Below are 23,266 nucleotides of genomic sequence, written 5' to 3' on the forward strand. Positions count from 1 at the left end.
GTACCGTCCGATCAGCAGCGGCCCGCCGGACGCTCGCGCGTCACCAGGTCGGTGTGCCCGGTGGTGCCGTCGCCCCACACCACGCGCCTGCCGGTGTCGGCCGCGACGCCGTACTGCTCACCGCGCGAGCAGGACACCCGCTGCGGGTTCTTGCCGTCCGCGTCCGTCTGGATCAGCTTGGCCAGGTTCTCGTTGACGAAGTCCTGTCCCGGCTTCCAGTAGGTGTACGTCACCGCCTCGTCGGTGGCGTCCAGGGCCCAGATGTACGCCCGCTCGTCGTCCTCGGCGATCAGGTCGGTGGCGCCGGAGCCGTCGGCGTTCGCGCGGCGCAGGATCTGCCGGTTGTCGTCCATGATGTTGTCGACCAGCCAGTACAGGTGCTTGCCGGTGAGGACCGGGCTCGCGATGCCGACGTACCCGCCGTTCGCGGGGATCAGCTTCTTCGTGCCGGTCCTCAGGTCCAGGATCTCCGTGGAGATCACCTGGTAGCCGTCAGGTCCTGGGTAGACCTTGGCGTACGCCAGCTTCGTGCCGTTCACCGTCGGCAGCGCGGCGGTGACGTCGGCGGCCCCGCCGTCGGCGTAGTGCACCTTCGGGTCGTTGCCCTTGACCCAGGCGGCGCGCGGCTTGCGGCCCTCGCCCTCCTCCTGCCAGGTGATCACGTCACCGGAGACGTGCACGGCGCCCGCCAGGGTCGGCAGCGAGCGGATCTTCCTGACCGGACCGCCCTTGAGGGAGCGGGACAGCACGTCGGAGCCGTTCGCGGCGACCGCGACCCAGGCGACGGTCCTGCCGTCGGTGTCCGGACCGGAGTGGTAGCGCCCGTCGTTGGGGCTGATCAGCTTCGGGGCGCCCTTGCCGTCGGTGCGTCCCGCCCAGACCGAGTACGCCTCCGCGCCCTCCGCGTCGGACTTGGCCGCGGCCCACCAGCCGCCGCCCGCGCCCGGCTGCTCGCCCCGGGTGTTGAGGTCGCCGAGCAGCTTGTCGGTGTCGACGCCGACGGCCTGCTCCCAGCCGGGCACGATGCCGTGCGCGGCGAAGGCGCGGGTGACCTTCTTCAGCCTGTCGCCCTTGACGCCGAGGTCCTTCGCGGCGGACAGGACGGCGGCGCGGGCGGCGGTGAAGCCGTCCAGCGGGGTCAGGTACTCGGTGAGCGCCTTGTAGACGATCCGGTCGGCGAGCTTGCCGCCGAGGTCCTCGCGGACGTCCCACAACGCACCGGAGAAGATGGTGGAGTTGAGGTGCACACCGCCGCGGTCGGTGCCGAAGGTGACGCCGAGGAAGTCCTTGGAGGTCGTCTTCCCGTCGTTGAGATCGCGCAGCGCGCAGTCGCGCGGCGACTTCGTACGGCAGAGGTCCTCGCCGATCAGACCGGCGTCGGGGGACTTCTCGTTCTTCGAGACGGTGACGTCGATGGCGTTGCCGAAGTAGTCGGCGACGGCCTCGTTGAGCGCACCGGACTGGCCCGTGTAGACGAGGCCCGCGGTGTGCTCGACGACGCCGTGCGTCATCTCGTGGCCCACCACGTCGAGGTCGGCGGAGAGCGACTTGAACTCCTGGTCGCCGCTGCCGTAGACCATCTTGTCGCCGTCCCAGAAGGCGTTGGCGTACGGCTGGCCGTACTCGGTGACGCCCACCAGGGACTTGATGGCCATGCCGCGGCCGTCCAGGCTGTCGCGGCCGTGCTTCTGCTTGTAGTAGTCGTAGACCTGGCCGGCCGCCCAGTGCGCGTCGACGGCTCCGCTGTCGGTGGCGGTCTTGTCGAACTTCTGCGTGGGGGAGGCGACTTCCTTGATCCCCTCGGGCCACTTGCCGGACGCGGCCTCGACGTCGACACCGGAGGCGTCCCAGGTGGTGACGGGGTTCTTGCTGGTGTTCCAGGTGCGCGTGTGGTCGCGCAGGAGGTACGAGGAGCCCTGCTTCTCGATCTCCAGCTTCACCTTCTTGCCGTCGAGCTTCACACCGGAACCGGTGGTGCCGGGGCGTTCTGCCCTGCCACCGGCTTCGATGTTCTGGATGCCGGAGTACGAGAGCACCGGGAAGCCCGCGTGTGCGTCGACGTACACCTCCTGCTTGACCGGCGTCTTCGCAGCGGGGTCGACACCGGTGACGGTGATGTGGTGGGTGAGGACGCCCTTGCCCTGCGGCAGGACGACCAGGCCGTGCGAGGCGACGCTCAGCTTCGGCGTCTTCGCCGAGTCCTTGGTCAGCCTGTTGCCCAGCAGTTCGGTGCGCACCGAGGACAGGGCCCGCTCGGCCGCGGTCGAGGCCGGGACGGTTGCCTCGGGGTCGACGTCGAGGGCGGTGAAGTACTTGCCCGAGGTGCCGGTGACGACGCGCTCGCCGGTCTTGCTCTCCATCCGCACCAGGTACTGGCCGCCGAGGACCCGCACGCCCCGGTGCTTCTGCTGGAAGCGGACCGTCTCGTCGGCGCCGTCCCGGACCGTGTCGGTCGCGGTCAGGTCGCGCTTCGGGTCGGCGATGGCGTAGCGGCTCTTCCTGGCCGCGAGGTGGCCGCGGGCGGCGTCGACCGGGGCGGCGGAGGCGCTGGCGGGTTCGGCGATGCCGTCGACCAGGGCCGGGGTGGCCGTGCCCTGACCGGGGACGACATCGGCTGCCGGGGCTGCCGGGGCGGCGTGCGCGGGCAGGGCTCCGGTCAGCAGGGCCGCCGCGCCGAGCAGCGCGGCGACCGAGGAGGCCCGGGATATTCGGGCGGTGGCCCGGGGTGCGCGGGCGGTGGATCTGGACTTGCTCAAGGTGGTCCCAACTTCCTGGTTCGCTTGCGTTGTTCATCGTTCATGCAAGGTGTTTCCAAGTTGTTGATCAAGGAATAAGTCCTGTCCACAACTGAGGGGGGCCGGGGTCTGGACGGTGCGGGAGGGGATGTGCAGCGGATGTGCAGTGGGTGCGCGGCGGGTGCGCGGCGAAAATCGGAGGGACCTTTGGCCCGCTGCTTGGGGCATTCGTCGGCCCTTTCCGGTCTCCGTGAGGAGTGGAACGGAGGCATCAGCGAAAAGGCCCCAGCGATAAGGCCGCAGCGAAGGAGCACCTGTGATGCAGGCTCAGGAGATGGTCGACGGACTCGTCCGGCGCGCGCTCGACGCGCTCACCGCCTTCGAACGGCTCGACCAGGAGCAGGTCGACCACATCGTCAAGAAGGCCTCGCTCGCGGCGCTCGCCGCCCACGGCGACCTGGCCCGGCAGGCGGTCGAGGAGACCGGCCGCGGCGTCTTCGAGGACAAGGCGGTCAAGAACCTCTTCGCCTGCGAGCACGTCACGCACTCGATGGCCGGTCTCAAGACGGTCGGCGTCGTCTCCCGCGACGAGCTGAACGGCATCACCGAGATCGCCGAACCGGTCGGCGTGGTCTGCGCGATGACCCCGGTCACCAACCCCACATCGACCACGGTCTTCAAGGCGCTGATCGCCCTGAAGACCCGTAACCCGATCGTCTTCGCCTTCCACCCCTCCGCCCAGAACTGCTCGGCCGAAGCCGCCCGCACCGTCCGCGACGCCGCGGTGGCGGCCGGTGCGCCCGCCGACTGCGTGCAGTGGATCGACGAGCCGTCGATGGAGGCCACGGGGCTTTTGATGAACCACCCGGGCGTCTCCACCATCCTCGCCACCGGCGGCAACGCCATGGTCAAGTCGGCCTACTCGTGCGGCAAGCCCGCCCTCGGCGTCGGCGCGGGCAACGTCCCCGCGTACATCGCCCGCAGCGGGAGGCTCCGGCGCGCCGTCCACGACATCGTGCTCTCCAAGGCCTTCGACCACGGCATGATCTGCGCCTCCGAGCAGGCCGTCATCCTGGACCACGACATCTATGAGGCGGGCATCGCCGAGTTCGAGCGGCTGCACGCGTACGTCGTCACGGCGGCCGAGAAGACCAAGCTGGAGGAGTTCGTCTTCGGCACCACGGCCTTCGCCGGCAACTGCTCCGGCGCCAGGCTGAACGCCGCCGTCGTCGGCAGGTCCCCGCAGTGGACAGCCGAACAGGCCGGCGGCCTCCGACTGGCTGCCGAGACGGTCGAGTTCGACGGCCTCGGGCACAGCGCCGCCATCCACACCGAGGACGAGGAACTGGCCGAGGAGTTCGGCAAGCGGGTCAAGGCGGTCCGCGTCATCGTCAACGCGCCCTCCACCTTCGGCGGCATCGGCGACGTCTACAACGCCTTCCTGCCCTCGCTGACCCTGGGCTGCGGCTCGTACGGACACAACTCGGTCTCCGACAACGTCACCGCGGTCAACCTCCTCAACATCAAGCGGATCGGACGGCGCAACACCAACATGCAGTGGTTCAAGGTCCCGCCGAAGATCTACTTCGAGCGCAACGCGCTCCGCCACCTCGGCGAGATGGCAGGACTGAAGCGGGTCACGATCGTCACCGACAGGACGATGAGCGCGCTCGGCTTCGTGCAGCGGGTCACCGACATCCTGAACGGCCGCGAGGACAAGGTCGCCCTCCAGGTCATCGACACCGTCGAGCCCAACCCCGAGCCGGCCACCGTCCGCGCCGGTGCCGCGCTGATGCGGGACTTCGAGCCGGACACGATCATCGCGCTCGGCGGTGGCTCACCGATGGACGCGGCGAAGATCATGTGGCTGATGTACGAGCGTCCCGAGGTCGAGTTCGCGGACACCAAGGAGAAGTTCTTCGACGTGCGCAAGCGGGCCTACAAGTTCCCGGCGCTGGGGGAGAAGGCCCGGCTGGTGGCCGTCCCCACCACCTCGGGCACCGGCTCGGAAGTCACCCCCTTCGCGGTGATCTCCGACCCCGAGGCCGCCCGGAAGTACCCCCTCGCCGACTACGCCCTCACCCCGGACGTCGCGATCGTCGACCCCACCCTGCCCCTGCGGCTCCCGGCGACCGTCACCGCCGACTCCGGCTTCGACGCCCTCACCCACGCCACCGAGGCGTACGTCTCGGTCTACGCCAACGACTACACCGACGGCCTCTGCCTCCAGGCCATCAAGCTGATCTTCGCGAACCTGGAGCGCTGCGTCGTCGACGGGGCGAACGACCCCGAGGCGCGCGAGAAGATGCACAACGCGTCGACCGTCGCGGGCATGGCCTTCGCCAACGCCTTCCTCGGCCTGGTGCACGCCATGGCACACACCCTGGGCAACACCTTCCACGTCGCCCACGGCCGCACCAACGCACTCCTCCTCCCGCACGTCGTCCGGCACAACGGCCAGGTCGCCGCCAAGGCCACCCCGTGGCCCAAGGCCGAGGTCTACCGGGCCCCGGAGCGCTTCCAGGAGATCGCCCAGGTGCTCGGCCTCCCGGCGGCCACCCCGGAGGAGGGCGTCGAGTCCTACGCACGGGCGATCGAGGACCTGCGCACCAGGTGCGGCATCCCGGCGAGCTTCGAGGCCGAGGACGTCGACGAGGAGGCCTTCCTCGCCGCCCTCCCGCAACAGGCGCTCAACGCGTACGCCGACCAGTGCGCACCGGCCAACCCGCGGATGCCGATGATCGACGACATGGTGGCCCTGATGACCCGGGCGTACTACGGCAGGTGAACCCTGCCCGGCGTCCCGTGGCTACCGTTTCGGCCAGTACCAGAGCGGCTCGTCCAGAGGCCCTTCCCGCCCGGCGACCACCGTCTGGCCGAAGTCCTTCACCAGCTCGATCGTGTTGATGTCGATCCGGGCCCTCCGCGTCCCCTCCGCCAGCGCGTCGGCGAGGGGGCGCGCGTGCGTGACCACCACCAGCTGGATGTGGCGGCCCGCGGTGAGGATCAGATCCGCGAGCGGGCGCAGCAGGTCCGGGTGGAGGCTGGTCTCCGGCTCGTTGAGGACGAGCAGGGTGGGCGGGCGCGGGGTGAGCAGGGCCGCCACCCAGAGCAGATAGCGCAGGGTGCCGTCGGAGAGTTCAGGGGCGCCGAGCGGGCGCAGCAGACCGTGCTGGTGGAGCTCCAGCTCGAAGCGCCCGCCGTGGTCGGCGACCGAGACGCTGCTGCCGGGGAACGCCGCGTCGACCGCCTCGTCCATCGCCGCCCGGTCGCCGATCTCGCGGATGGTCTGGAGGGCGGCGGGCAGGTCGGACCCGTCGGCGCTCAGCACGGGCGTACGGGTGCCGACCTGCGCGGACCGGGCCGGGGCGTGGGCATCGGTGCGGACGTGGTCGTAGAACCGCCAGTTGCGGATGCGTTCGCGCAACAGGAGCAGATCGGGGGCGAGTTGAGGGTCCGCGATCTCGCTGAGCATGCTGTCGTACGGTCGGATCTGCCCCTGCGAGCGGTGCCAGTCGCCGGCGGCGGTACGCACCCGTACGGCGGGCCCCGAGCGCTCGGAGAGCAGGGCGGCCGGGCGCAGCACCGGGCCCGCCCAGGTGCACTCCCGCTTGATCTCCGGGTCCGCGCCGAACATCGAGTGGGCGTCCGGCGGCTGCTGGCCGAAGTCGATCGCGTACCCGAACTCGTCGCCCGCAAAGCCGAGCCGCAGGTTCACCGGATCCCCGCCGACCACGCCCTGCACCGGGTGGAGGCCTTCCCGCACCGACCGGCCCAGCTTGCCGGGGCCCGCCCACAGGGTGGAGTTCAGCCCGCCCTCGCGGGCCAGGGCCGCCACCGCGCCGTTGCGGGAGGAGTCGGCGAGCAGGCGCAGGGCCCGGTAGAGGCTGGACTTGCCGGTGCCGTTCGCACCGGTGACCACGTTGACCCGGCCCAGCTCGACGACCAGCTTGCGCAGCGAGCGGTAGTTCTCGACCGCGAGGGTCGTGATCATACGAGCGGGGTCTGCGGGGTGCTGACCTCCGTCGCGCCGCCCGGCTCGTCGTCCGCGCCCTTGCGGCTCGACCTGATGCGGGACGCGACCGCGAGGGTGGCGAGGGAGCCCGTCACCGCCCAGGCGGAGAGGACCAGCAGCGGCCCGGTGATGTTGTTGCCCTTGAAGTACGCGATCGAGCGCGCCACCCACGTCGCCGCGCCCGGCGGCAGCGCGGGCCCGATCGAGCGCCAGAAGCCCGGCAGCATCGGGCCGGGGAACGCGCCGCCCGCACTCGGGTTGCCGCCGATCACGATGATCAGGATGGCCAGGCCGATGCCGACCACGCCGAAGATGCCCTGGAGGGCGAGGGTCAGCGCGCCGACCGCGAAGACGGTGAGTGCGCCCAGGCCCCACAGACCCCACAGGCTGCCGGGCAGCGCGCTCAGGATCGGTCCGGCGACGACCGCGCCGAGAAGGCCGGAGACGACCGCGTACACGGCCATCGCGCCGAGCCGGATCCCGGCCCGCTTGGTGTTCGCCGGGCGGGCGCCCGCACTGATCGCGAGGATCGCCGCGCACAGATAGCCGCCGACGCACCAGCCGACGACGAGATAGAAGGAGCTCAGCCCGTTCGCGTCCTGCGTGGAGGCCGGGGCGATGTCCTTGAAGGCGACCGTGCGCTGCTGCGACTTCGCGACCCCGGTGAAGATCTGCTCCAGCACGCGGGTCTCCGAGCGGCCCTGTCCTGAGGCGACCAGGAGGGTGTCGGCCTTGCCGCGCGGGTCGACGACGAGCGCCGCGTCGATGTCGCGGTTCATCATCTCCTGCCGGGCGACGGCCTCGGAGGCCAGCGGGCGCGGGTCCAGCGGGGATCCGGGCAGCTCGCGCAGCTGCTCCGAGAGCTGCTCCGCCGCCCCGCCCGGCGCGACCACCGCCACCTTGATGTCCTGCGGTTTTGGGTGGTGCAGCGCCCCCACGTACGACGTGATGAACAGCAGTTGCAGGGCCAGGCAGCCGATGACGAGCAGTGCGGCCCGCGGGGTCACGGCGTTCTTCAACTCGTCGGCGAATCTCATGCCACCACGCTCCGGCGGAGCACTGATTCCCGCAGGTGGGGTGGGCCGTACGGGTGAAGGGGGTAATTTCCTGCATGGACCTGTCCGCATGGACCTGTCAGCAACCGGAAGGCTCATCCGTGAAGTTCAGCTATGTGATGCTCCCCGACTACCCGCTCCAGGAGTCCCTGGCCTCCATCAGGCTCGCCGACGAGCTCGGCTTCCACGCCTGTTACGCCGCGGACGAGACCTGGCACAAGGACATGTGGCAGCTGTTCGCGGCGGCGGCCGGGCAGACGGAGAACATCAGGTTCGGCCCGAGCCTCTCCTCCGTCTTACTCCGCGAGCCCACCCTCATCGCCCAGGCCCTCGCCACCCTCGACGAACTGTCCGGCGGGCGCGCCGAGGGGGTGTTGTCCTGCGGGAACTTCGGGCTGCTCGCCCAGTACGGCATCGACTGGGCGAAGGTGAAGCCGCTGTCCCGTACGAAGGAGGCGCTGCACGTCGTACGGACCCTGCTCGACGAGGGCTCGATCACGTACGACGGCGAGTTCTACTCGTACAACGGGCTCTTCACCTTCGCCCGCCCCGTGCAGCAGCGGCTGCCGGTGAAGCTCGGCGCGATGCGCGGCCCCAAGTCCTTCGAGGCGGCGGGCGAGCTGTCGGACGGCTGCCACCACGCGCTCAGCTACACCCGCGAGGCGCACGACTACGCCGTGGACCACATCCGGATCGGCGCGGAGCGGGCCGGCAAGGACTGGCGGACCCTCGACATCGGGGCGTGGGTGGTCTTCGCGACCGACCGGGACTCGGCACGGGCGAAGGAGGCGGCGCGCAGCATGGTCGGGATCTACGCCTCCTCGATGCCCGAGGAGCAGCTGCGGCGCAACGGCGTCGACCCCGCCGAGCTGAAGCCGGTCATCGACGCGATCGCGGCCGGCGACCTCGCCAGGGGCATCGAGCTGACGTCGCCCGAGATCGCCGAGAAGCTGTCGGTTTCCGGGACGCCCGCGGAGTGCCTGGAGAAGATCCGGACCGAGATCGAGCCCAGCGGCGTCAACCACATGATCTGCGCGATCACCGACAGCGGACTGGTGAAGGCGTTCACCGGGCGGGAGCTGGCGGGGGTCGCCGACGTGGACGCCCAACTCCGCCTGATCCACGAGGAGATCATGCCGCACTGGAAGTGACATCGGAGGTGGGTGTGCTGTCCATTCCCCCGGAATGGACAGCACACCCACTAGGGGCGCGGGGCTGCATGGACTATGCGGCTCCGCCGCGTGGGCGCGACCAGCCACGAAGCCCCCGCACGTGACCAGCCTCCGGCGTGCCTAGCGCCCGTGCCGCCCGCCCGCAGCCGCCCGCTTCCGCACCGAGCCGAACATCACCGCCGCACCCGCCGCCAACACCGCCGCCCCGCCGACCGCGATGTACGGGGTCGTGCTGTCGCCGCCGGTCTCGGCGAGGTTCTCGTCGGCCTTCACCGGCGCGGGCGAACTGCCCTGCGCGGCAGGCGCGTTGGCGTCCGGGGCAGCCGGAGCGGCCGGAGCAGTCGGCGTCTTCGTCTGAGGGGCGGCGGACCGTGCGCCCGCACCCGTCCTGTGGTCGCCGTCGCCGTGGCCCTTGTGCTCGACCGTCGACTTGCCCGCACCCGCCGCGATGTCCTTGTCGGTCGGGGCGGAGGCAGCCGGGGCCGGCGCGGTGCCCGCGCCCGTACCGGAACCGGCGGTGTCCCTGCCGAAGACGACGTCGGAGCAGGTGTAGAACGCCTCCGGGCTGTCCGAGCGCTGCCACACGCTGTAGACCAGGTGACGGCCGGACTTCTTCGGCAGGGTGCCGTCGAAGACGTAGTCGCCGGCCTCCATCTTCGGGTCGGTGACCTTGGCGAACGGCTTCGCCTCCAGGTCGGACCACTTCAGCGGCTTCGTCGGGTCGTACCCGTCCTTGGTGACGTACAGCTCGAAGGAGCCCTTGTGCGGGGCGGTGCCCTTGTAGCGGAAGGTGTGCTTGCCCGCGCTGAGCTTCGACGAAGGCCAGTCGGCGCGCGGCAGGTCCAGGCCCTTGTACTTGTCGTTGCCGGCGCTGCACAGCTTGCCGTCGGGGATGAGCGCCTTGTGGTTGCCCGCGGCGTTGGCGATGTTCACCGCGTTCCAGTCGTAGAACGCCTGGACGCCACTGGCGGCGACGGCCGCCTTGCAGGCCGCCGAGTCCGGGCTCTCCGGGCCCTCCGCGTAACAGGCCGACACCCGGCTGACCGGATCCGTCATGGAGCCGTGGGCGGCGGCCGGGGCGGCGGCCAGCCCGGTCAGCGCGAGCGGCGCGAGGCCGAGGGCGGTGACGGTGGCGGCTTTGCGACGAGCAGCGGTCATGGTGGGGAACTCCTTGGCAGGGGACGGGAATCTCGGCCGGGGGAGTGGGGGGAGAACTCCCCCGGCGCAACAGCACGCTAGACCCCGGAATCCGTGAAATCCCCTGCTGAGGGCGGGTGATGACGTTCTTTATGGCTTGCTTAAGGAGCCACTCAGTGACGGTTAAGAAGGTGCCTGGAATGCGTCCGCGAAGGCGCCTGGACGGTGTCCGGGACGCGCCGCTCCAGCGGGTCCTGCACCGGCTTCCGGCCGCTCACGCCAGCACCCGTACCGCCGCTCAGGCCACCCCACCGGTACCGCCGCTCACGCCACCCACCTGTACCGCCGCTCGGGCCGCCCCGTGCCCCCGTACCGCAGCGTTACCTCGGCCCGGCCGGTCGTCGTGAAGTACTCCAGGTACCGGCGCGCACTCACCCGGGACAGCGCCCCGCCCTGCGCGCACTCCGTAGCCGACAGCCCCGCCGGGTGCGCCCGCAGCGTCCGCTCGACCAGATCCGCGGTGTGCGCGGCCAGCCCCTTGGGCAGCTCCCGCGAGCCCGGCGGACGCGTCCCGAACAGCTGGTCCACGTCCTCCTGCCGGGCCTGCCCCTGCGCGGACAGCGCGTCGAACCGGTTCCGCAGCGCCGCCACGTGCTGCAGCTGCTCGCGCAGCGCCGCCTGGTGGAACGGCTTGATCAGATAGTGCAGGGCCCCGGCCCGCAGCGCCGCCCGTACGATCCCCGCGTCCCGCGCCGCCGTGATGAACAGGGCGTCCGCCGTCGGCCGGTCCGCGTCCCGCTCCTCGGCGGCACGCAGCCCGCGCAGTACATCGAGCCCGTCCATGTCGGGCAGGTACACGTCCAGGAGTACGAGGTCCGGGTGCAGCCGCTCGGCGGCGCGCAGTGCGTCGGCGCCGCTGTGGGCGACCCCGACCACCGTAAAACCGTCCATCGCGGACACGCAGCGGCTGTGGACCTTCGCCACCATGAAGTCGTCGTCCACGACCAGCACATTCGTCACCCGCTCAAGCTAGGGCGCGACCACAAGGACCACAACGTCCGTTGGTTCCGGAACGGCGACAGCTGGTTGACGCACCGGCAACATGTCCCCACCTCCCCCCTGCGAAACCTCCCCCTGATACACGAACCGAAAGGCGGCGCCCGTGCGATTGCGCACCCCCCTCGCCATGGCCGGGGCGGCACTCCTGGTGCTCGTGGGGCCGCCGCTGCTCTCCACGGGCAGCGGCTCCGACACCGGCACCCAGATCCCCGGCCTGCGCTTCATGGTCCCCAACACCCCCGGCGGCGGTTACGACATCACCGCGCGCACCGCGGCCAAGAACGCCGAGGAGGCCGAACTCACCAGCGGCATCGAGGTGTTCAACCTCCCCGGCGCGGGCGGCACCGTCGGCCTCGCCCGGCTCGCCGCCGACCACGGCAACGGCAAGGTCGCCATGTCGATGGGGCTCGGCGTCGTCGGCGCCGTCCACACCAACAAGGCGCCCAAGACCCTCGCCGACACCACCCCCGTCGCCCGGCTCACCGAGGAGCAGGACATCGTGGTGGTCGGCAAGGACTCCCCGTACAAGAACATCAAGGACCTGATCGCCGCCTGGAAGGCGAACCCGGCCAAGGTCCCCGTCGGCGGCGGTTCCGCGCCGGGCGGCCCCGACCACCTCGCGCCGATGCTGATGGCCCGCGCCGCCGGGATCAAACCGAAGGACGTCAACTACGTCCCCTTCGACGGCGGCGGCGAACTCCTCGCCTCCATCCTCGGCAACAAGGTCGCCTTCGGCGTCTCCGGCGTCGGCGAGTACCTGGACCAGATCAAGGCGGGCGAACTGCGGCTGCTCGCGGTCACAGGGCCGAAGCGGGTCCCCGGCCTCGACGCGCCGACCCTGCGCGAGTCCGGTCTCGACACCGAGTTCACCAACTGGCGTGGCGTCGTCGCCCCGCCCGGCCTCACCGACGCCGAACGCACCAAGCTCGTCCAGCTCTTCGAGAAGCTGCACGCCTCGAAGGAGTGGAAGGACTCGATGAAGAAGAACGGCTGGGACGACGCGTTCCTCACGGGGGAGAAGTTCGGCGACTTCCTCGCCGAGGAAGACAAGCGGGTGGACTCCGTCCTGAAGGAGCTGGGCCTGTGAACTCCCTGGAGAAGTCGCCCAGTTCGACCGAGACCTCGCAGGCTCCTGGACCCGTCGGCCGCGCCGCCTGGCTGCGCGAGCACTCCGAACTCGGCGTCAGCGCCCTGCTGCTGGTGATCGGGATCCTCGTCCTCACCGATGCGCTCACCATGCACGTCGAGATCGCCCAGCGCGGCCCGGTCGGCCCGACCACCGTGCCGATCGTCGTCGGCGGCGCCCTGCTGCTCGTCGCCGTACTCCTCGCCGTGGACGTCCTGCGCGGCGGCCGGGGCGAGGCCGAGGGCGGCGAGGACGTCGACCTGTCCGAGCCCAGCGACTGGCGCACGGTCGTGCTCCTCGCCGGAGTCTTCCTCGGCAACGCCGTCCTGATCGGCCCGATCGGCTTCCCGATCTCCGGCGCCCTGCTCTTCTGGGGCTCCGCGTACGCACTCGGCAGCCGCCACTTCAGCCGCGACCCGCTGATCGCGGCCGGGCTCTCCCTCTTCACCTACTTCGTCTTCAACAACCTGCTGGGCGTCCCGCTCCCCGGCGGCCCCCTGATGGGAGTGCTGTAACCACCATGGACTCCCTCAACTCCTTGATGGACGGTTTCGGAACCGCCCTCACCCCGATCAACCTCCTCTGGGCCGCCATCGGCGTCCTCCTCGGCACCGCCATCGGCGTCCTCCCCGGCATCGGCCCCGCCATGGCCGTCGCGCTGCTGCTGCCCGTGACGTACGGGCTTGAGCCGACCGGCGCGTTCATCATGTTCGCGGGCATCTACTACGGGGCGATGTTCGGCGGCTCGACGACCTCGATCCTGCTCAACACCCCGGGCGAGAGCGCCGCCGTGGTGGCCGCGATGGAAGGCCATCCGATGGCGAAGGCGGGGCGCGGTGCGCAGGCACTCGCCGCCGCCGCCATCGGCCACTTCGCGGGCGGCATGATCGGCACGATCCTGCTGGTCGCCCTCGCCCCCGCCGTCGCGGCCCTCGCCGTCGACATCGGCGCACCCGACTACTTCGCCATCATGGTGCTCGCCTTCATCGCGGTCACCTCCGTCCTCGGTTCCTCCCGCATCCGCGGCCTCGCCTCCCTCCTCATCGGCCTCACCATCGGGCTCGTCGGCCTCGACCAGATGACCGGCCAGTCCCGTCTCACCTTCGGCTCGCTCGAACTCGCCGACGGCGTGGACGTGGTGATCGTCGCGGTCGGCCTCTTCGCCATCGGCGAGGCCCTCTGGGTCGCCGCCCACCTGCGGCGCGGCGGCGCGGAAGCGATCCCGGTCGGCCGCCCCTGGCTCGGCAGGAAGGACGTCAGGCGCACCTGGAAGTCCTGGCTGCGCGGCCCGCTCATCGGCTTCCCGTTCGGCGCGATCCCGGCCGGCGGCGCGGAGATCCCCACCTTCCTCTCGTACGTCACGGAGAAGCGGCTCTCGAAGCACAAGGACGAGTTCGGCAAGGGCGCCATCGAGGGCGTCGCGGGCCCGGAGTCCGCGGCCTCCGCGTCGGCCGCCGGCACCCTCGTCTCGATGCTCACCCTCGGCCTGCCCACCACCGCCGTCGCCGCCGTCATGCTGGCCGCCTTCCAGCAGTACGGAATCCAGCCGGGCCCACTCCTCTTCGAGCGCGAACCCGAACTGGTCTGGGGCCTCATCGCGTCCCTCTTCGTCGGCATGATCCTGCTCCTCGCGCTCAACCTCCCGCTCGCCCCGCTCTGGGCGAAGCTGCTGCGCATCCCGCGCCCGTACCTCTACGCGGGCATCCTCTTCTTCGCCTCCGTCGGCGCGTACGCGGTCGGCGGCGAGGCACTGGACCTGGTGGTGCTGCTGATCATCGGCCTGATCGGCTTCGGGATGCGGCGGTACGGGCTTCCCGTCCTGCCCGCGGTCATCGGCGTCATCCTCGGCCCGGCTGCCGAACAGCAGTTGCGCCGCGCGCTCCAGATCAGCGACGGCAGTGTGACGGGCCTGGTCAACACGCCCTTCTCGATCGCCGTGTACGCGGTGATCCTGCTGCTCCTGGCCTGGCCGCTGCTGCGCCCGCTGCTGACGAGGCTGCCCTTCCTGCGGAGCGGGGAGCGGTCGTAACGTAACCGCATGAGCGACACACGCATCCGTCCCGCCACCGCGGACGACGTCCCCGCCGTGAAAGCCGTGACCGACGCGGCGTACCAGCACTACATCGAACGGATAAGCCGCGCGCCCGTCCCGATGCTGGCCGACCACGGGGAGAACGTCGCGGCGGGACGGGTGTTCGTCGTCGGCGAGCCGGTGCACGGCGTGCTGGTGCTCGTCCCCGAGCCGGACCACCTCTTCCTCGACTCGATCGCGGTCCACCCGGACATGGCGGGGAAGGGGGTCGGCCGGGAACTGCTCGCGTTCGTCGACGCGTACGCACGGGAGCTGGGGCTCCCCGAGATCAGGCTCTACACGAACGCCATGATGTGGGAGAACCAGAGGATCTACCCGCGCTACGGCTACGAGCTGGTCGAACGGCGCCTCGACGAGGGGATCTACGACCGCTTCCACTACCGCAAGGGTATTGAACAGATCGATCCATAACCTGTGCTACGGTCTTCCGCATGGCGCGACCGAGAACGTTCGACGAGGACCAGGCCCTGGAAGCGGCGATGCACGCCTTCTGGGCCAAGGGGTACGAGGCGACCTCGACCCAGGACCTGTGCGAGGCCACCGGTCTGGGGCGGAGCAGCATCTACAACACCTTCGCGAGCAAGCGCGACCTCTTCCGGCGGGCGCTCGGACGGTACGTCGACATGATGACCGACCGGCAGGAAGTCCTGCTGGAGGACGCCTCGCGCTCGGGAGCCGAGCGGATCCGCGCCCTCTTCGCGCTGATCATCGACGGAGAGTTCGAGGTCAGGGGTGCCGGGCGCAGCATCGGCTGCCTCACCGTCAATGCCACGGTGGAGCTGGCCCGTTACGACGATCCGGAGGTGGCGAGGCTGCTGGAGCGCGACCTCGCCCGCCGGCTGGCCGCGCTGCGCGCCACCCTGGAGGCGGGGCGGCGGGACGGCTCCGTCGCCTCCGACCGGGGTGCGGACTCGCTCGCCCGCTTCATCAACGCCGTCATCGGCGGTATGCGGATCTCCGCCCAGGGGGGTGCGGACCGGGCGACGCTGGAGGCGGTTGCCGAGACCGCGCTGGATGCGCTGACGCGCTGATTCCCGGCTCCGCCTTTCCCTGTTCGCACCGATTGCCCTGATCACGCTGTTCGTGCAGTTCGTACTGTTCGCGTCATGTCCCGTGCCGTGCTGTTTGCGGCACTTTCTTTTGCCCTTGTTCTGTACTGATCTATCCAAAATCTAGGAAGAGGCAACCTGCCGTGCCACTTGCCATATACGTCCTCGCCATGGGCATCTTCGCCATGGTGACCAGCGAGTTCGTCGTCGCCGGGCTGATGCCGCAGATGGCGGCGGGCCTGGACGTCACCATTCCGCAGATCGGCTACCTCATCACCGCGTTCGCGGCGGCGATGGCGGTCGGCGGGCCCGTCCTGACCACGGCGGTCGTCAAGCTGCCGCAGAAGAAGGCGCTGATGGCGCTCTTCGCCGTCTTCCTCGTGGGCAACGTGCTGGCCGCGACCGCCTCCGACTACGCCGTCATGTTCGTCGCGCGCCTCGTCACGGGGACCGCGTCCGCGGCCTTCTTCGGCGTCTCGCTCTCGCTGTGCGCGCACCTCGTCAAGCCCGAACTGCGCGGCCGGGCCACCGCGATGGTCCTGAACGGGCTGATGCTGGGCACCCTGCTCGGCCTGCCGCTGTCCACCCTGATCGGTGAAAGCTTCGGCTGGCGTGCGGCGTTCTGGACCATCACCGGCCTGACCGTGCTCGCCGCCGTCGCCACGACCTTCGGCGTACCGAAGCTCGGGCGGGCCGAGGGCGGCGGCGGGCTCCGCCAGGAACTCGGGGTGTTCCGCAGGCCCCGCCTCTGGCTGGCGCTCGCCACCAGCGCCCTCATCATCGGCGCGACCTTCTCCGCCTTCAGCTACTTCAACCCGATCCTGACCGAGGTCACCGGCTTCTCCACCGGGACGGTGCCGCTGCTGCTCGTCGCGTACGGAGCGGCCACCGTCGTCGGCAACAACGTCGTCGGCCGCCTCGCCGACCGGTACGCGCTGCCCGTCATGCTCACCGGGCTCCTGCTGAACCTCGTCTTCCTCACCGGGTTCGCCGTCTTCGCCCAACTGCCCGTCCCCGCGGTCCTGTTCATGCTGGGCATCGGGCTGGTCGGCGTGACGATGAACCCCGCGATGATCACCCGGATCCAGCGGATCGGAAGCACAGGACCGTTCCTCAACACCGTCCACTCGTCCTTCATCACGTTCGGCGTCATGATCGGATCGTCGGTCGGCGGCCTGGCGATCGGAACGTGGGGGCTTCGGGCGCCGCTGTGGCTGGGCGCGGGCCTGGCGGTGCTCGGCGTGCTGACGCTGATCCCGGAACTCGCCCTCGCACGGCGGAAGCAGCCGTCGGCCGCCGCCGAACGCCCGTTGTCAGTGGCGGATGCCACCATCGGGGCATGAAGCTCGAAAACCGGCATTCCGCGCCCGCGTCCCGGCACTCCGAGGTGGTCGACGTCCACCTGATCCTGCGCCGGGGCGCGGACGTGCTCCTCGCCCGCCGCGCCAACACGGGGTATGCGGACGGCCTGCTGCACGCCACCTCCGGACACGTCGAGGACGGCGAGGACGTGCGTACGGCGATGATCCGCGAGGCCGCCGAGGAGATCGGCATCACCCTCTCCCCGGACGATCTGTCGGTGGCCCTGGTCATGCAGCACCGGGGCCCCGGCGGACAGCCGCGCACGGGCTGGTTCTTCGAGGCGCGGTACGACCCGGCGGACCCGCCGGTCAACCGCGAGCCCGACAAGTGCTCCGGCCTGTCCTGGCACCCCCTGGCCGCGCTGCCGGACGACATGGTGGCGTACTGCCGGGCGGGCCTGGAGGCGTACCGGGCGGGGGAACGGTTCGTCCTGCACTGGCACGAGGACGGCGATCCGATCGCGTACGAGGAAGCGGTGCCGGACCGGAGGATTGCGCTCCGCGAGTCCGGGGCCGTCGGCTCGGTGCACCACGTCGAGCTGTGGGTGCCGGACCTGGTGGCCGCGGCGGAGAGTTGGGGCTGGCTGCTCGGCGAGCTGGGCCACACCCCCCATCAGCACTGGGCCGACGGCAGGAGCTGGCGCCTCGGCCGTACGTACGTGGTGCTGGAGCAGTCGCCTGCCCTGATCGGCTCCGCGCACGAACGCCGGGCCCCCGGCCTTAACCACCTCGCCTTCCGGGCCCGCGACCGGGCGGCCCTGGACGCCCTGGTTGCGGCGGCCCCGGAGCACGGCTGGACCCTGCTCTTCGCCGACCGCCATCCGTACGCGGGCGGGGAAGATCACTGCGCGGCATACCTGGAGGATCGAAACGGATACGAGGTCGAGATCGTGGCGGTAGCGGCCCGGGGGGAGAACGGGTGTGCGGTTTGATGGGTGTCATGAGACATGGAGTGCGGAGGGCGGCCGCGGTGCTGCTGCCGCTGGTGCTGGCCGGGTGCGGGACGGAGACGTTCGGCGCGTCCAAGGACATCGACCGGGCCGAGCTGAAGAAGCGCGCGGGGGAGTCCGCGCTGGAGCACGTCTACGTCACCGAGATACCCGGCTTCACGCTCGCCGCCCAGTCGGTGGGCGTCATCGGGGACGACGGCTTCTCCGGTACGTACGTCTCGACGGGCGGCGGCGGGCAGGTCCAGCTCTCTGTGGACCGCGGCACGCTGCCTGCCGACGGCTGCGCCGGTTGCACCAAGGACGGCGACCACTGGTACAGCTCCGCCAACGGCGACAGCGCCTACCTGCGCGCCGAGAGCGGACATGTGGTGCGGCTCACCGGCTCCGGAGGTGCGGACCGGGCCACGGTCAAGGCGGCCGCGGAGAAGGCCCACCACGCGAGCCCGGAAGAGATGGACGAGGTGCTGCCGGAGGCGAGGTCGCAGGGCGGGGCGGTCGTCGAGCGGGGCGACCTGCCGCCGGTCGGCGACGGAGCACCCCGCAACGACGTGGGCGCTAGCGGCTGACCAGAAGGTCGGTGAACTCCCCGGTACGGGCGGCGAGTTCGAGCGCGTCCAGGGTGCGGACGGCCTCGGCGGCCGCCCGCGGGTCGCGGTCCGCGAGACCGCTCTCGGCGAACTCGTCCTCGTCCAGGCGCAGCACGCTCGACCCGTCGGCGGACCGCCACAGGTCGAGGTCCAGGTCCTCGACCTCCACGGTGGTCTCCCCGCCGTCCGTGTGCACGACGGCGGGGCGGGCCACGTCGCAGTACCAGCCCTTGAGGGTGCCGTCCCCCGAGCGGACCTCCTTGACCGCGTACCACCGGTCCCGCCAGTAGTGCTCGACGAAGACGTCGCCCGGTGCGAACTGCACGAACCCGAAGTCCTTCACCGTCTCCCGCGCCCAGTCCGCGCGCACGGTGAGGTGCGTGCCGTCGTCGGAGAGCAGGGTCGCCGGGTAGCGGATCTTGAGACGGCCGGCCTTGGTGAGGGCGATCTGGACGGTCTCCACCGGCGTGCCCGGTCCGGCCGGTCCGCCCGGTCCGCCCGGTCCGTCCGGCAGATCTGCCTCAGTCGACGGTGCGGACATATTCGACCTCCGTGTTGCCGTGCTCGTAACCGAACCACTTGTTGATGGCCAGCATCGGCCCGTTGACGTCGTCGTTGCTGGTGAACGCCTCGCGGTAGCCCGCGGCGCGGGCCCGGACCAGCGAATCGTGCTTGGCGGCCTTCGCCAGCCCCAGCCCCCGGAAGTCCCGGCGGGTGCCGGTCATGCCGGAGAGGTAGCGGGTCTCGCCGTCCGTGTGGGCGAGGCTGAACGAGGCGACCGTGCCGTCGTCGGTCACGGCCAGGGTGGTGAGCCCGTGGTCAAGCACAGGCTTGTTCCAGACGCTCACCAGCCACTCCTCGTACGGTTCCACGACCACGGGCACGGAGTTCGGCTCGTCCTCCGTGGCCTCTGCGTCCGCGTCGTACAGCGGACGCGGATCGTCGCCGAGCCGGGCGGCGCTGATCAGCGTCAACCCCTCGGGCAGCGGCGGCGGTTGGGGCAGGACGCGGTCCACGAGGTCGAGGCGCTGATAGTGCATGGAGTGCGCGGGGGCGTATCCGAGCTTCTCCGCGTAGGCGGCGGACCGGGCGTCCAGTGTCCAGGCGTGCAGGGTGGTCGCTCCGAGCGCGGCCAGGTGCTCCTCGCCCGCCCGCCTCAACGCGGAACCGATGCCCTGCCCACGGCGGTCGGGGAGGACGACGGGGATGCAGGAGGCGTGGCCGGGTTCGGTGCTCGTGTGGTGCAACCGGGCCTGCAACGCGCCGACGATCTCGCCGGTCGTGCTGTCCTCGGCCACCAGGAAGCGGCTGTGGGCCTCGGCGGGAACGGATGCCACGTTGTCCGCGACGCTCGCGGCGGTGGTCAGGTTGTAGGGGAGGGTCGTCCGCCGGAACCGCACCATGGCGGCGAGGTCGGAGGTCTCTGGCCGGAAGTCACGAATGATCACTGTCATCAGCGGCGACGGTACGCAACGGGAGGGCGCGGGCGCCTCTTCTTTTTCGGCGCAGGGGGCCGCTTTCGCTGTCGGCGGTGGGGGACAATCCGTTCCGTGACTCTCAAGATTGTCGTGGACTTCGACGACGCAGCCGCCCCGTACGAGCAACTCCGCGCACAGGTCTCGGAGCAGGCCCGCTCCGGGGCGTTGCCGGTGGGCTACAAACTGCCGACGGTCCGGGGCCTGGCCGCCGACCTGGGACTCGCGGCGAACACGGTCGCCAAGGCGTACCGGGCGCTGGAGGCGGACGGGGTGGTCGAGACGCGGGGGCGGAACGGGACGTTCGTGGCGGCGGCGGGGGACGCGGCGGAGAGGGAGGCGGCGTCGGCGGCGCGGTCGTACGCCGAGCGTGCTCGACGGCTCGGGCTCAGTCGGGCGGCGGCGGTGGCGGTGGCGGAGGAGGCGGTACGGGCCGCTTACGCGGACTGAGGGGGGCGGTGGCGAGGGCGTGCGGTCGCGGGAGGGGCGTGCCGCGGTGGGGGCCGCCCCCTTGCCCACCCGTCCCGCCCCCGGGGGGCGGCCCCGCTGCCCAAGAGGGCTGGGGGTAGGCATTTAGGGGCGCGGGGAACTGCGCGATCAGCCACGACGCACCCGCACGAAGACCACCCGCCCCGCCCGCTCACAGGTACAGCCCTGCATCCGCACCCCCCGACCGAGCCCCCGGCACGGCCGTGGGGGAGACCCCGCGGCGCAGCGCGTACAGCTCTGCCAAGGTCGTGCCGTCCCGGCCGATCCCCTCGTCCGTGCCGAGCCACGTCACCGCCTCCCGCCGGGAGAGCGGCCCCACCTCGATCCGTGCCAGGCACCGCCCCGGCCGCACCACCGCCGGATGCAGCCGTTCCAGGTCCTCGTTCGTGGTGACGCCCACCAGGACGTTCCGGCCCTGCCCGAGCAGACCGTCGGTCAGGTTCAGCAGCCGGGAGAGCGCCTGGCCCGCCGTGTGCTTCGCCTCGCCCCGGATCAGTTCGTCGCAGTCCTCCAGCAACAGCAGCCGCCACCGGGACTTGCCGGTGGCCCCGTCCTCCTCCCCGATCGCGATGTCCATCAGGTAGCCGACGTCGTTGAACAGCCGCTCCGGATCGAGCACGCAGTCCACCTGGCACCAGTCCCGCCACGACCTCGCCAGCGTCCGCAGCGCGGACGTCTTCCCCGTCCCCGGCGGTCCGTGCAACAGCAGCAGCCGGCCCGCGACGTCGTCCGGCGTCACCTTCATCAGCCGGTCCATCGCGTCGGCCACCGGAGCGGTGTAGTTGCCGCGGACCTCCTCCCACGTCCCGGCCGAGATCTGCCGGGTCGTACGGTGCGGGCCGCGCCGCGGGGACACGTACCAGAAGCCCATCGTGACGGCTTCGGGCTGGGGCTCCGGCTCGTCCTGCGCGCCGTCGGTCGCCTCGCCGAGTACCTTCTCGGCCAGTTCGGCCGAGGTGGCCGTCACGGTCACGTCCGCGCCCCGGTTCCAGCGCGACACCAGCAGCGTCCAGCCGTCGCCCTCGGCGAGCAGCGCACTGCGGTCGTCGTCCCTGGCCGCGCGCAGCACCGTCGCGCCGGGCGGCAGCAGTTCGGCGCCGGAGCGCACCCGGTCGATGGACGAACTGTGCGAGTACGGCTGCTCGCCCGTCGCGAACCGGCCCAGGAACAGCGCGTCGACCACGTCCGCCGGAGAGTCGGAGTCGTCGACGTTCAGACGAAGCGGAAGAGCAGACTCCGGGCGCACGGGGCCCGCCGGTTCCGGGCTTACCGGGCCCGCCGGTTCCGGACGTACGGGGCCCGCCGGTTCCGGACGTACCGGGCCCACCGGCACAGCACTCGCGGACTCGCGGTTCGCAGACATGCCGCACATGATCCGGCACCCGGCCGCCCCGCGCACGGACTTTGTCCTGCGGGCCCGCCGAGAGCCTCTGCGCGCCCCCTCCCGGACCCACCCCGTCCCGGCCGGATCCCGACAAGCCCACCGGAATCCCAACTACCGCCGCTACCCTGAAAAATGATGGGACGTCATGGGTGGGACTCGGGGGCGCGGCGGTGGCGGTTCACCGCGCTGATCGGCGTGGGCATGGCCGCACTCGCGCTCGTACTGACCATGTGCACCGCCTGGCCGGGCGGCGACGGCAGAGGCGACAGCGCGGGCACCTCCACGGACGGCGCCAAGGTGCACGGCACCCCGCCGCCACCGGCTCCCGGGAAGCCGGACCCGAACCTCGGCTGGGGCTTCACGCACACCCAGTTCAGCGCGGACGCGGGCGACGCCGCCGCCCGCTCCAGGGCCGAGAAGCTCCTCGCCGCCCAGCGGCTGCCGCAGATCCAGCACCTGATGGGCTGGGGCTCCAACAACCCCGAACCCTCCCCGGGCCGCTACCAGTTCGCCGAGATGGACAGCCGCATCGACCTGATCCGCAGGTCGGGCGGCACCCCCGTCGTCACCCTGTGCTGCGCCCCCGACTGGATGAAGGGCGGGAAGCAGGGCGCCGCCAACACCAACTGGTCCAAGAAGTCCCTGGAGACCGCGCCCACCCCCGAGCACTACGCCGACTTCGCCAAACTCGCCGGGGTCGTGGCCCGCCGCTACCCGGACGTCAAGCACTTCATCGTGTGGAACGAGTTCAAGGGCTTCTTCGACGACAGCGCCAGGCGCTGGGACTACGAGGGCTACACCAAGCTCTACAACCTCGTCCGTGCCGAGCTGAAGAGCGTCAACAAGGACATCCTCGTCGGCGGCCCCTACCTCGTCATGGACAGCCTCGAACCCCGCGTCACCGAGGACGCCTCCGCCGTCAAGGGCCCTTGGGGCTCCCTCGACCAGCGCTCCCTCGACGCCTTCACGTACTGGAACGAGCACAAGACGGGCGCGGACTTCGTCGTCGTCGACGGTTCCAGCTACACCAGGGACGACGAACTGCTGCCGTCCGACTTCGGCGCCACCGACAAGCTCACCGCGGTCAGCCGCTGGGTACGGGAGCAGACCGGCGGCAGGCTGCCGCTCTGGTGGGCCGAGTACTACGTCGAACCCGGCGACGCCGAGGACGAGCGCGACGGCTGGAGCGAACCGCACCGCGCCGCCGTCCAGGCCGCCGGCATGATCGCTCTGGTACGCGGCGGCACCGGCACCGCCTTCTACTGGAACCCGCAGAACGAGGGCGCGAAGTGCGCGGGCTGTCTCTGGACGCCCACCCAACTCGCCAACGGCGGCGCAGAGTTGACCATGATGAAGCTGATCTCCCGGTTCGCGAAGGAGTTCCCGCCCGGCACCCGCTACGACGACAAGGTCCCGGTCGCCGCCGACGACGTCCCCAACGTCCGGGTGCTCGCGAGCGAGAAGACCGTCCTCGTCGTGAACACCCTCGACCGCCCCATCGAGGCCCAGGTCGACGGCCAGGACTTCGACATGGGCCCGTACGAGCTGCGCTGGCTCACCCGCAAGTAGCGCCCGCCCGG

The 23,266-nt window shown here is 71.0% G+C and carries 19 protein-coding genes and 1 pseudogene; 12 read left to right on the top strand and 8 right to left on the bottom strand.

Features of this window, described 5'->3' with window-relative positions; genetic code table 11:
- Positions 1 to 11: 11 nt before the first annotated feature.
- Complete coding sequence (locus tag ACH4SP_RS31625; protein ID WP_398419911.1) at positions 12 to 2,756, bottom strand: M4 family metallopeptidase; 2,745 nt, start codon at positions 2,754 to 2,756, stop codon at positions 12 to 14.
- Between the two features lie 298 nt (positions 2,757 to 3,054).
- Here ACH4SP_RS31625 and ACH4SP_RS31630 point away from each other — a divergent pair, with 298 nt between their 5' ends.
- Positions 3,055 to 5,523: a bifunctional acetaldehyde-CoA/alcohol dehydrogenase gene (locus ACH4SP_RS31630; RefSeq protein WP_398419914.1), complete on the top strand. Its 2,469-nt coding sequence runs from the start codon at positions 3,055 to 3,057 to the stop codon at positions 5,521 to 5,523.
- Positions 5,524 to 5,544: 21 nt separating this feature from the next.
- Here ACH4SP_RS31630 and ACH4SP_RS31635 read toward each other — a convergent pair whose 3' ends face one another.
- Positions 5,545 to 6,729: an AAA family ATPase gene (locus ACH4SP_RS31635; RefSeq protein WP_398419916.1), complete on the bottom strand. Its 1,185-nt coding sequence runs from the start codon at positions 6,727 to 6,729 to the stop codon at positions 5,545 to 5,547.
- Positions 6,726 to 7,787 carry a DUF3533 domain-containing protein gene (locus ACH4SP_RS31640; protein WP_398419918.1) on the bottom strand — a complete coding sequence of 354 codons (1,062 nt, stop codon included), beginning with the start codon at positions 7,785 to 7,787 and terminating at the stop codon, positions 6,726 to 6,728. The genes ACH4SP_RS31635 and ACH4SP_RS31640 overlap by 4 nt, the downstream gene beginning before the upstream one ends.
- A gap of 119 nt (positions 7,788 to 7,906) precedes the next feature.
- On the opposite strand from ACH4SP_RS31640, the gene ACH4SP_RS31645 reads away from it, so the two are divergent.
- On the top strand, positions 7,907 to 8,956 hold the full coding sequence (locus tag ACH4SP_RS31645; protein ID WP_398420291.1) for an LLM class flavin-dependent oxidoreductase: 1,050 nt from the start codon (positions 7,907 to 7,909) through the stop codon (positions 8,954 to 8,956).
- Positions 8,957 to 9,097: 141 nt separating this feature from the next.
- Here ACH4SP_RS31645 and ACH4SP_RS31650 read toward each other — a convergent pair whose 3' ends face one another.
- The gene (locus ACH4SP_RS31650; RefSeq protein ID WP_398419920.1) at positions 9,098 to 10,135 is read right to left on the bottom strand and encodes a lytic polysaccharide monooxygenase; all 1,038 of its coding nucleotides are present in this window, start codon (positions 10,133 to 10,135) and stop codon (positions 9,098 to 9,100) included.
- 303 nt (positions 10,136 to 10,438) lie between these two features.
- Positions 10,439 to 11,134 (bottom strand): response regulator, encoded by a 696-nt coding sequence (locus tag ACH4SP_RS31655; protein WP_398419922.1) that lies wholly within the window; start codon positions 11,132 to 11,134, stop codon positions 10,439 to 10,441.
- Positions 11,135 to 11,276: 142 nt separating this feature from the next.
- Here ACH4SP_RS31655 and ACH4SP_RS31660 point away from each other — a divergent pair, with 142 nt between their 5' ends.
- The 8 genes and pseudogenes from ACH4SP_RS31660 to ACH4SP_RS31695 all read left to right on the top strand — a co-directional run bounded on the left by ACH4SP_RS31660 (position 11,277) and on the right by ACH4SP_RS31695 (position 18,317).
- Positions 11,277 to 12,260 carry a Bug family tripartite tricarboxylate transporter substrate binding protein gene (locus ACH4SP_RS31660; RefSeq protein ID WP_398419924.1) on the top strand — a complete coding sequence of 328 codons (984 nt, stop codon included), beginning with the start codon at positions 11,277 to 11,279 and terminating at the stop codon, positions 12,258 to 12,260.
- Between the two features lie 5 nt (positions 12,261 to 12,265).
- On the top strand, positions 12,266 to 12,814 hold the full coding sequence (locus ACH4SP_RS31665) for a tripartite tricarboxylate transporter TctB family protein (protein ID WP_398420292.1): 549 nt from the start codon (positions 12,266 to 12,268) through the stop codon (positions 12,812 to 12,814).
- Positions 12,815 to 12,819: 5 nt separating this feature from the next.
- Positions 12,820 to 14,328, top strand: a complete 1,509-nt coding sequence (locus ACH4SP_RS31670) for a tripartite tricarboxylate transporter permease (protein WP_398419926.1) — start codon at positions 12,820 to 12,822, stop codon at positions 14,326 to 14,328.
- Positions 14,329 to 14,337: 9 nt separating this feature from the next.
- Positions 14,338 to 14,802 (top strand): GNAT family N-acetyltransferase, encoded by a 465-nt coding sequence (locus ACH4SP_RS31675; RefSeq protein ID WP_398419928.1) that lies wholly within the window; start codon positions 14,338 to 14,340, stop codon positions 14,800 to 14,802.
- 20 nt (positions 14,803 to 14,822) lie between these two features.
- Positions 14,823 to 15,422 (top strand): TetR/AcrR family transcriptional regulator, encoded by a 600-nt coding sequence (locus ACH4SP_RS31680; RefSeq protein WP_398419930.1) that lies wholly within the window; start codon positions 14,823 to 14,825, stop codon positions 15,420 to 15,422.
- A 161-nt stretch (positions 15,423 to 15,583) separates the two neighbouring features.
- The gene (locus ACH4SP_RS31685; protein WP_398419933.1) at positions 15,584 to 16,783 is read left to right on the top strand and encodes an MFS transporter; all 1,200 of its coding nucleotides are present in this window, start codon (positions 15,584 to 15,586) and stop codon (positions 16,781 to 16,783) included.
- Positions 16,784 to 16,806: 23 nt separating this feature from the next.
- A pseudogene (locus tag ACH4SP_RS31690) lies at positions 16,807 to 17,733 on the top strand (VOC family protein); the annotation flags it as partial.
- An 8-nt stretch (positions 17,734 to 17,741) separates the two neighbouring features.
- On the top strand, positions 17,742 to 18,317 hold the full coding sequence (locus tag ACH4SP_RS31695; RefSeq protein ID WP_398419934.1) for a hypothetical protein: 576 nt from the start codon (positions 17,742 to 17,744) through the stop codon (positions 18,315 to 18,317).
- Here ACH4SP_RS31695 and ACH4SP_RS31700 read toward each other — a convergent pair.
- Both ACH4SP_RS31700 and ACH4SP_RS31705 read right to left on the bottom strand, forming a co-directional pair.
- Positions 18,307 to 18,879 carry a DUF402 domain-containing protein gene (locus ACH4SP_RS31700; protein ID WP_398419935.1) on the bottom strand — a complete coding sequence of 191 codons (573 nt, stop codon included), beginning with the start codon at positions 18,877 to 18,879 and terminating at the stop codon, positions 18,307 to 18,309. The genes ACH4SP_RS31695 and ACH4SP_RS31700 overlap by 11 nt on opposite strands.
- Positions 18,860 to 19,792, bottom strand: coding sequence for a GNAT family N-acetyltransferase (locus tag ACH4SP_RS31705; RefSeq protein ID WP_398419937.1), 933 nt, complete (start codon positions 19,790 to 19,792; stop codon positions 18,860 to 18,862). Before ACH4SP_RS31705 ends, ACH4SP_RS31700 begins: the two co-directional genes overlap by 20 nt.
- A gap of 96 nt (positions 19,793 to 19,888) precedes the next feature.
- On the opposite strand from ACH4SP_RS31705, the gene ACH4SP_RS31710 reads away from it, so the two are divergent.
- On the top strand, positions 19,889 to 20,263 hold the full coding sequence (locus ACH4SP_RS31710; protein ID WP_398419938.1) for a GntR family transcriptional regulator: 375 nt from the start codon (positions 19,889 to 19,891) through the stop codon (positions 20,261 to 20,263).
- Between the two features lie 190 nt (positions 20,264 to 20,453).
- Here ACH4SP_RS31710 and ACH4SP_RS31715 read toward each other — a convergent pair whose 3' ends face one another.
- Positions 20,454 to 21,674 (bottom strand): DUF5925 domain-containing protein, encoded by a 1,221-nt coding sequence (locus tag ACH4SP_RS31715; protein WP_398419939.1) that lies wholly within the window; start codon positions 21,672 to 21,674, stop codon positions 20,454 to 20,456.
- A gap of 147 nt (positions 21,675 to 21,821) precedes the next feature.
- Between ACH4SP_RS31715 and ACH4SP_RS31720 the strand changes: the two genes are divergently transcribed.
- Complete coding sequence (locus ACH4SP_RS31720; RefSeq protein ID WP_398420294.1) at positions 21,822 to 23,255, top strand: xylan 1,4-beta-xylosidase; 1,434 nt, start codon at positions 21,822 to 21,824, stop codon at positions 23,253 to 23,255.
- The last annotated feature ends 11 nt before the right edge of the window (positions 23,256 to 23,266 follow it).

This window comes from Streptomyces sp. NPDC021093 (genome assembly GCF_044333135.1).
GTDB lineage: Bacteria > Actinomycetota > Actinomycetes > Streptomycetales > Streptomycetaceae > Streptomyces.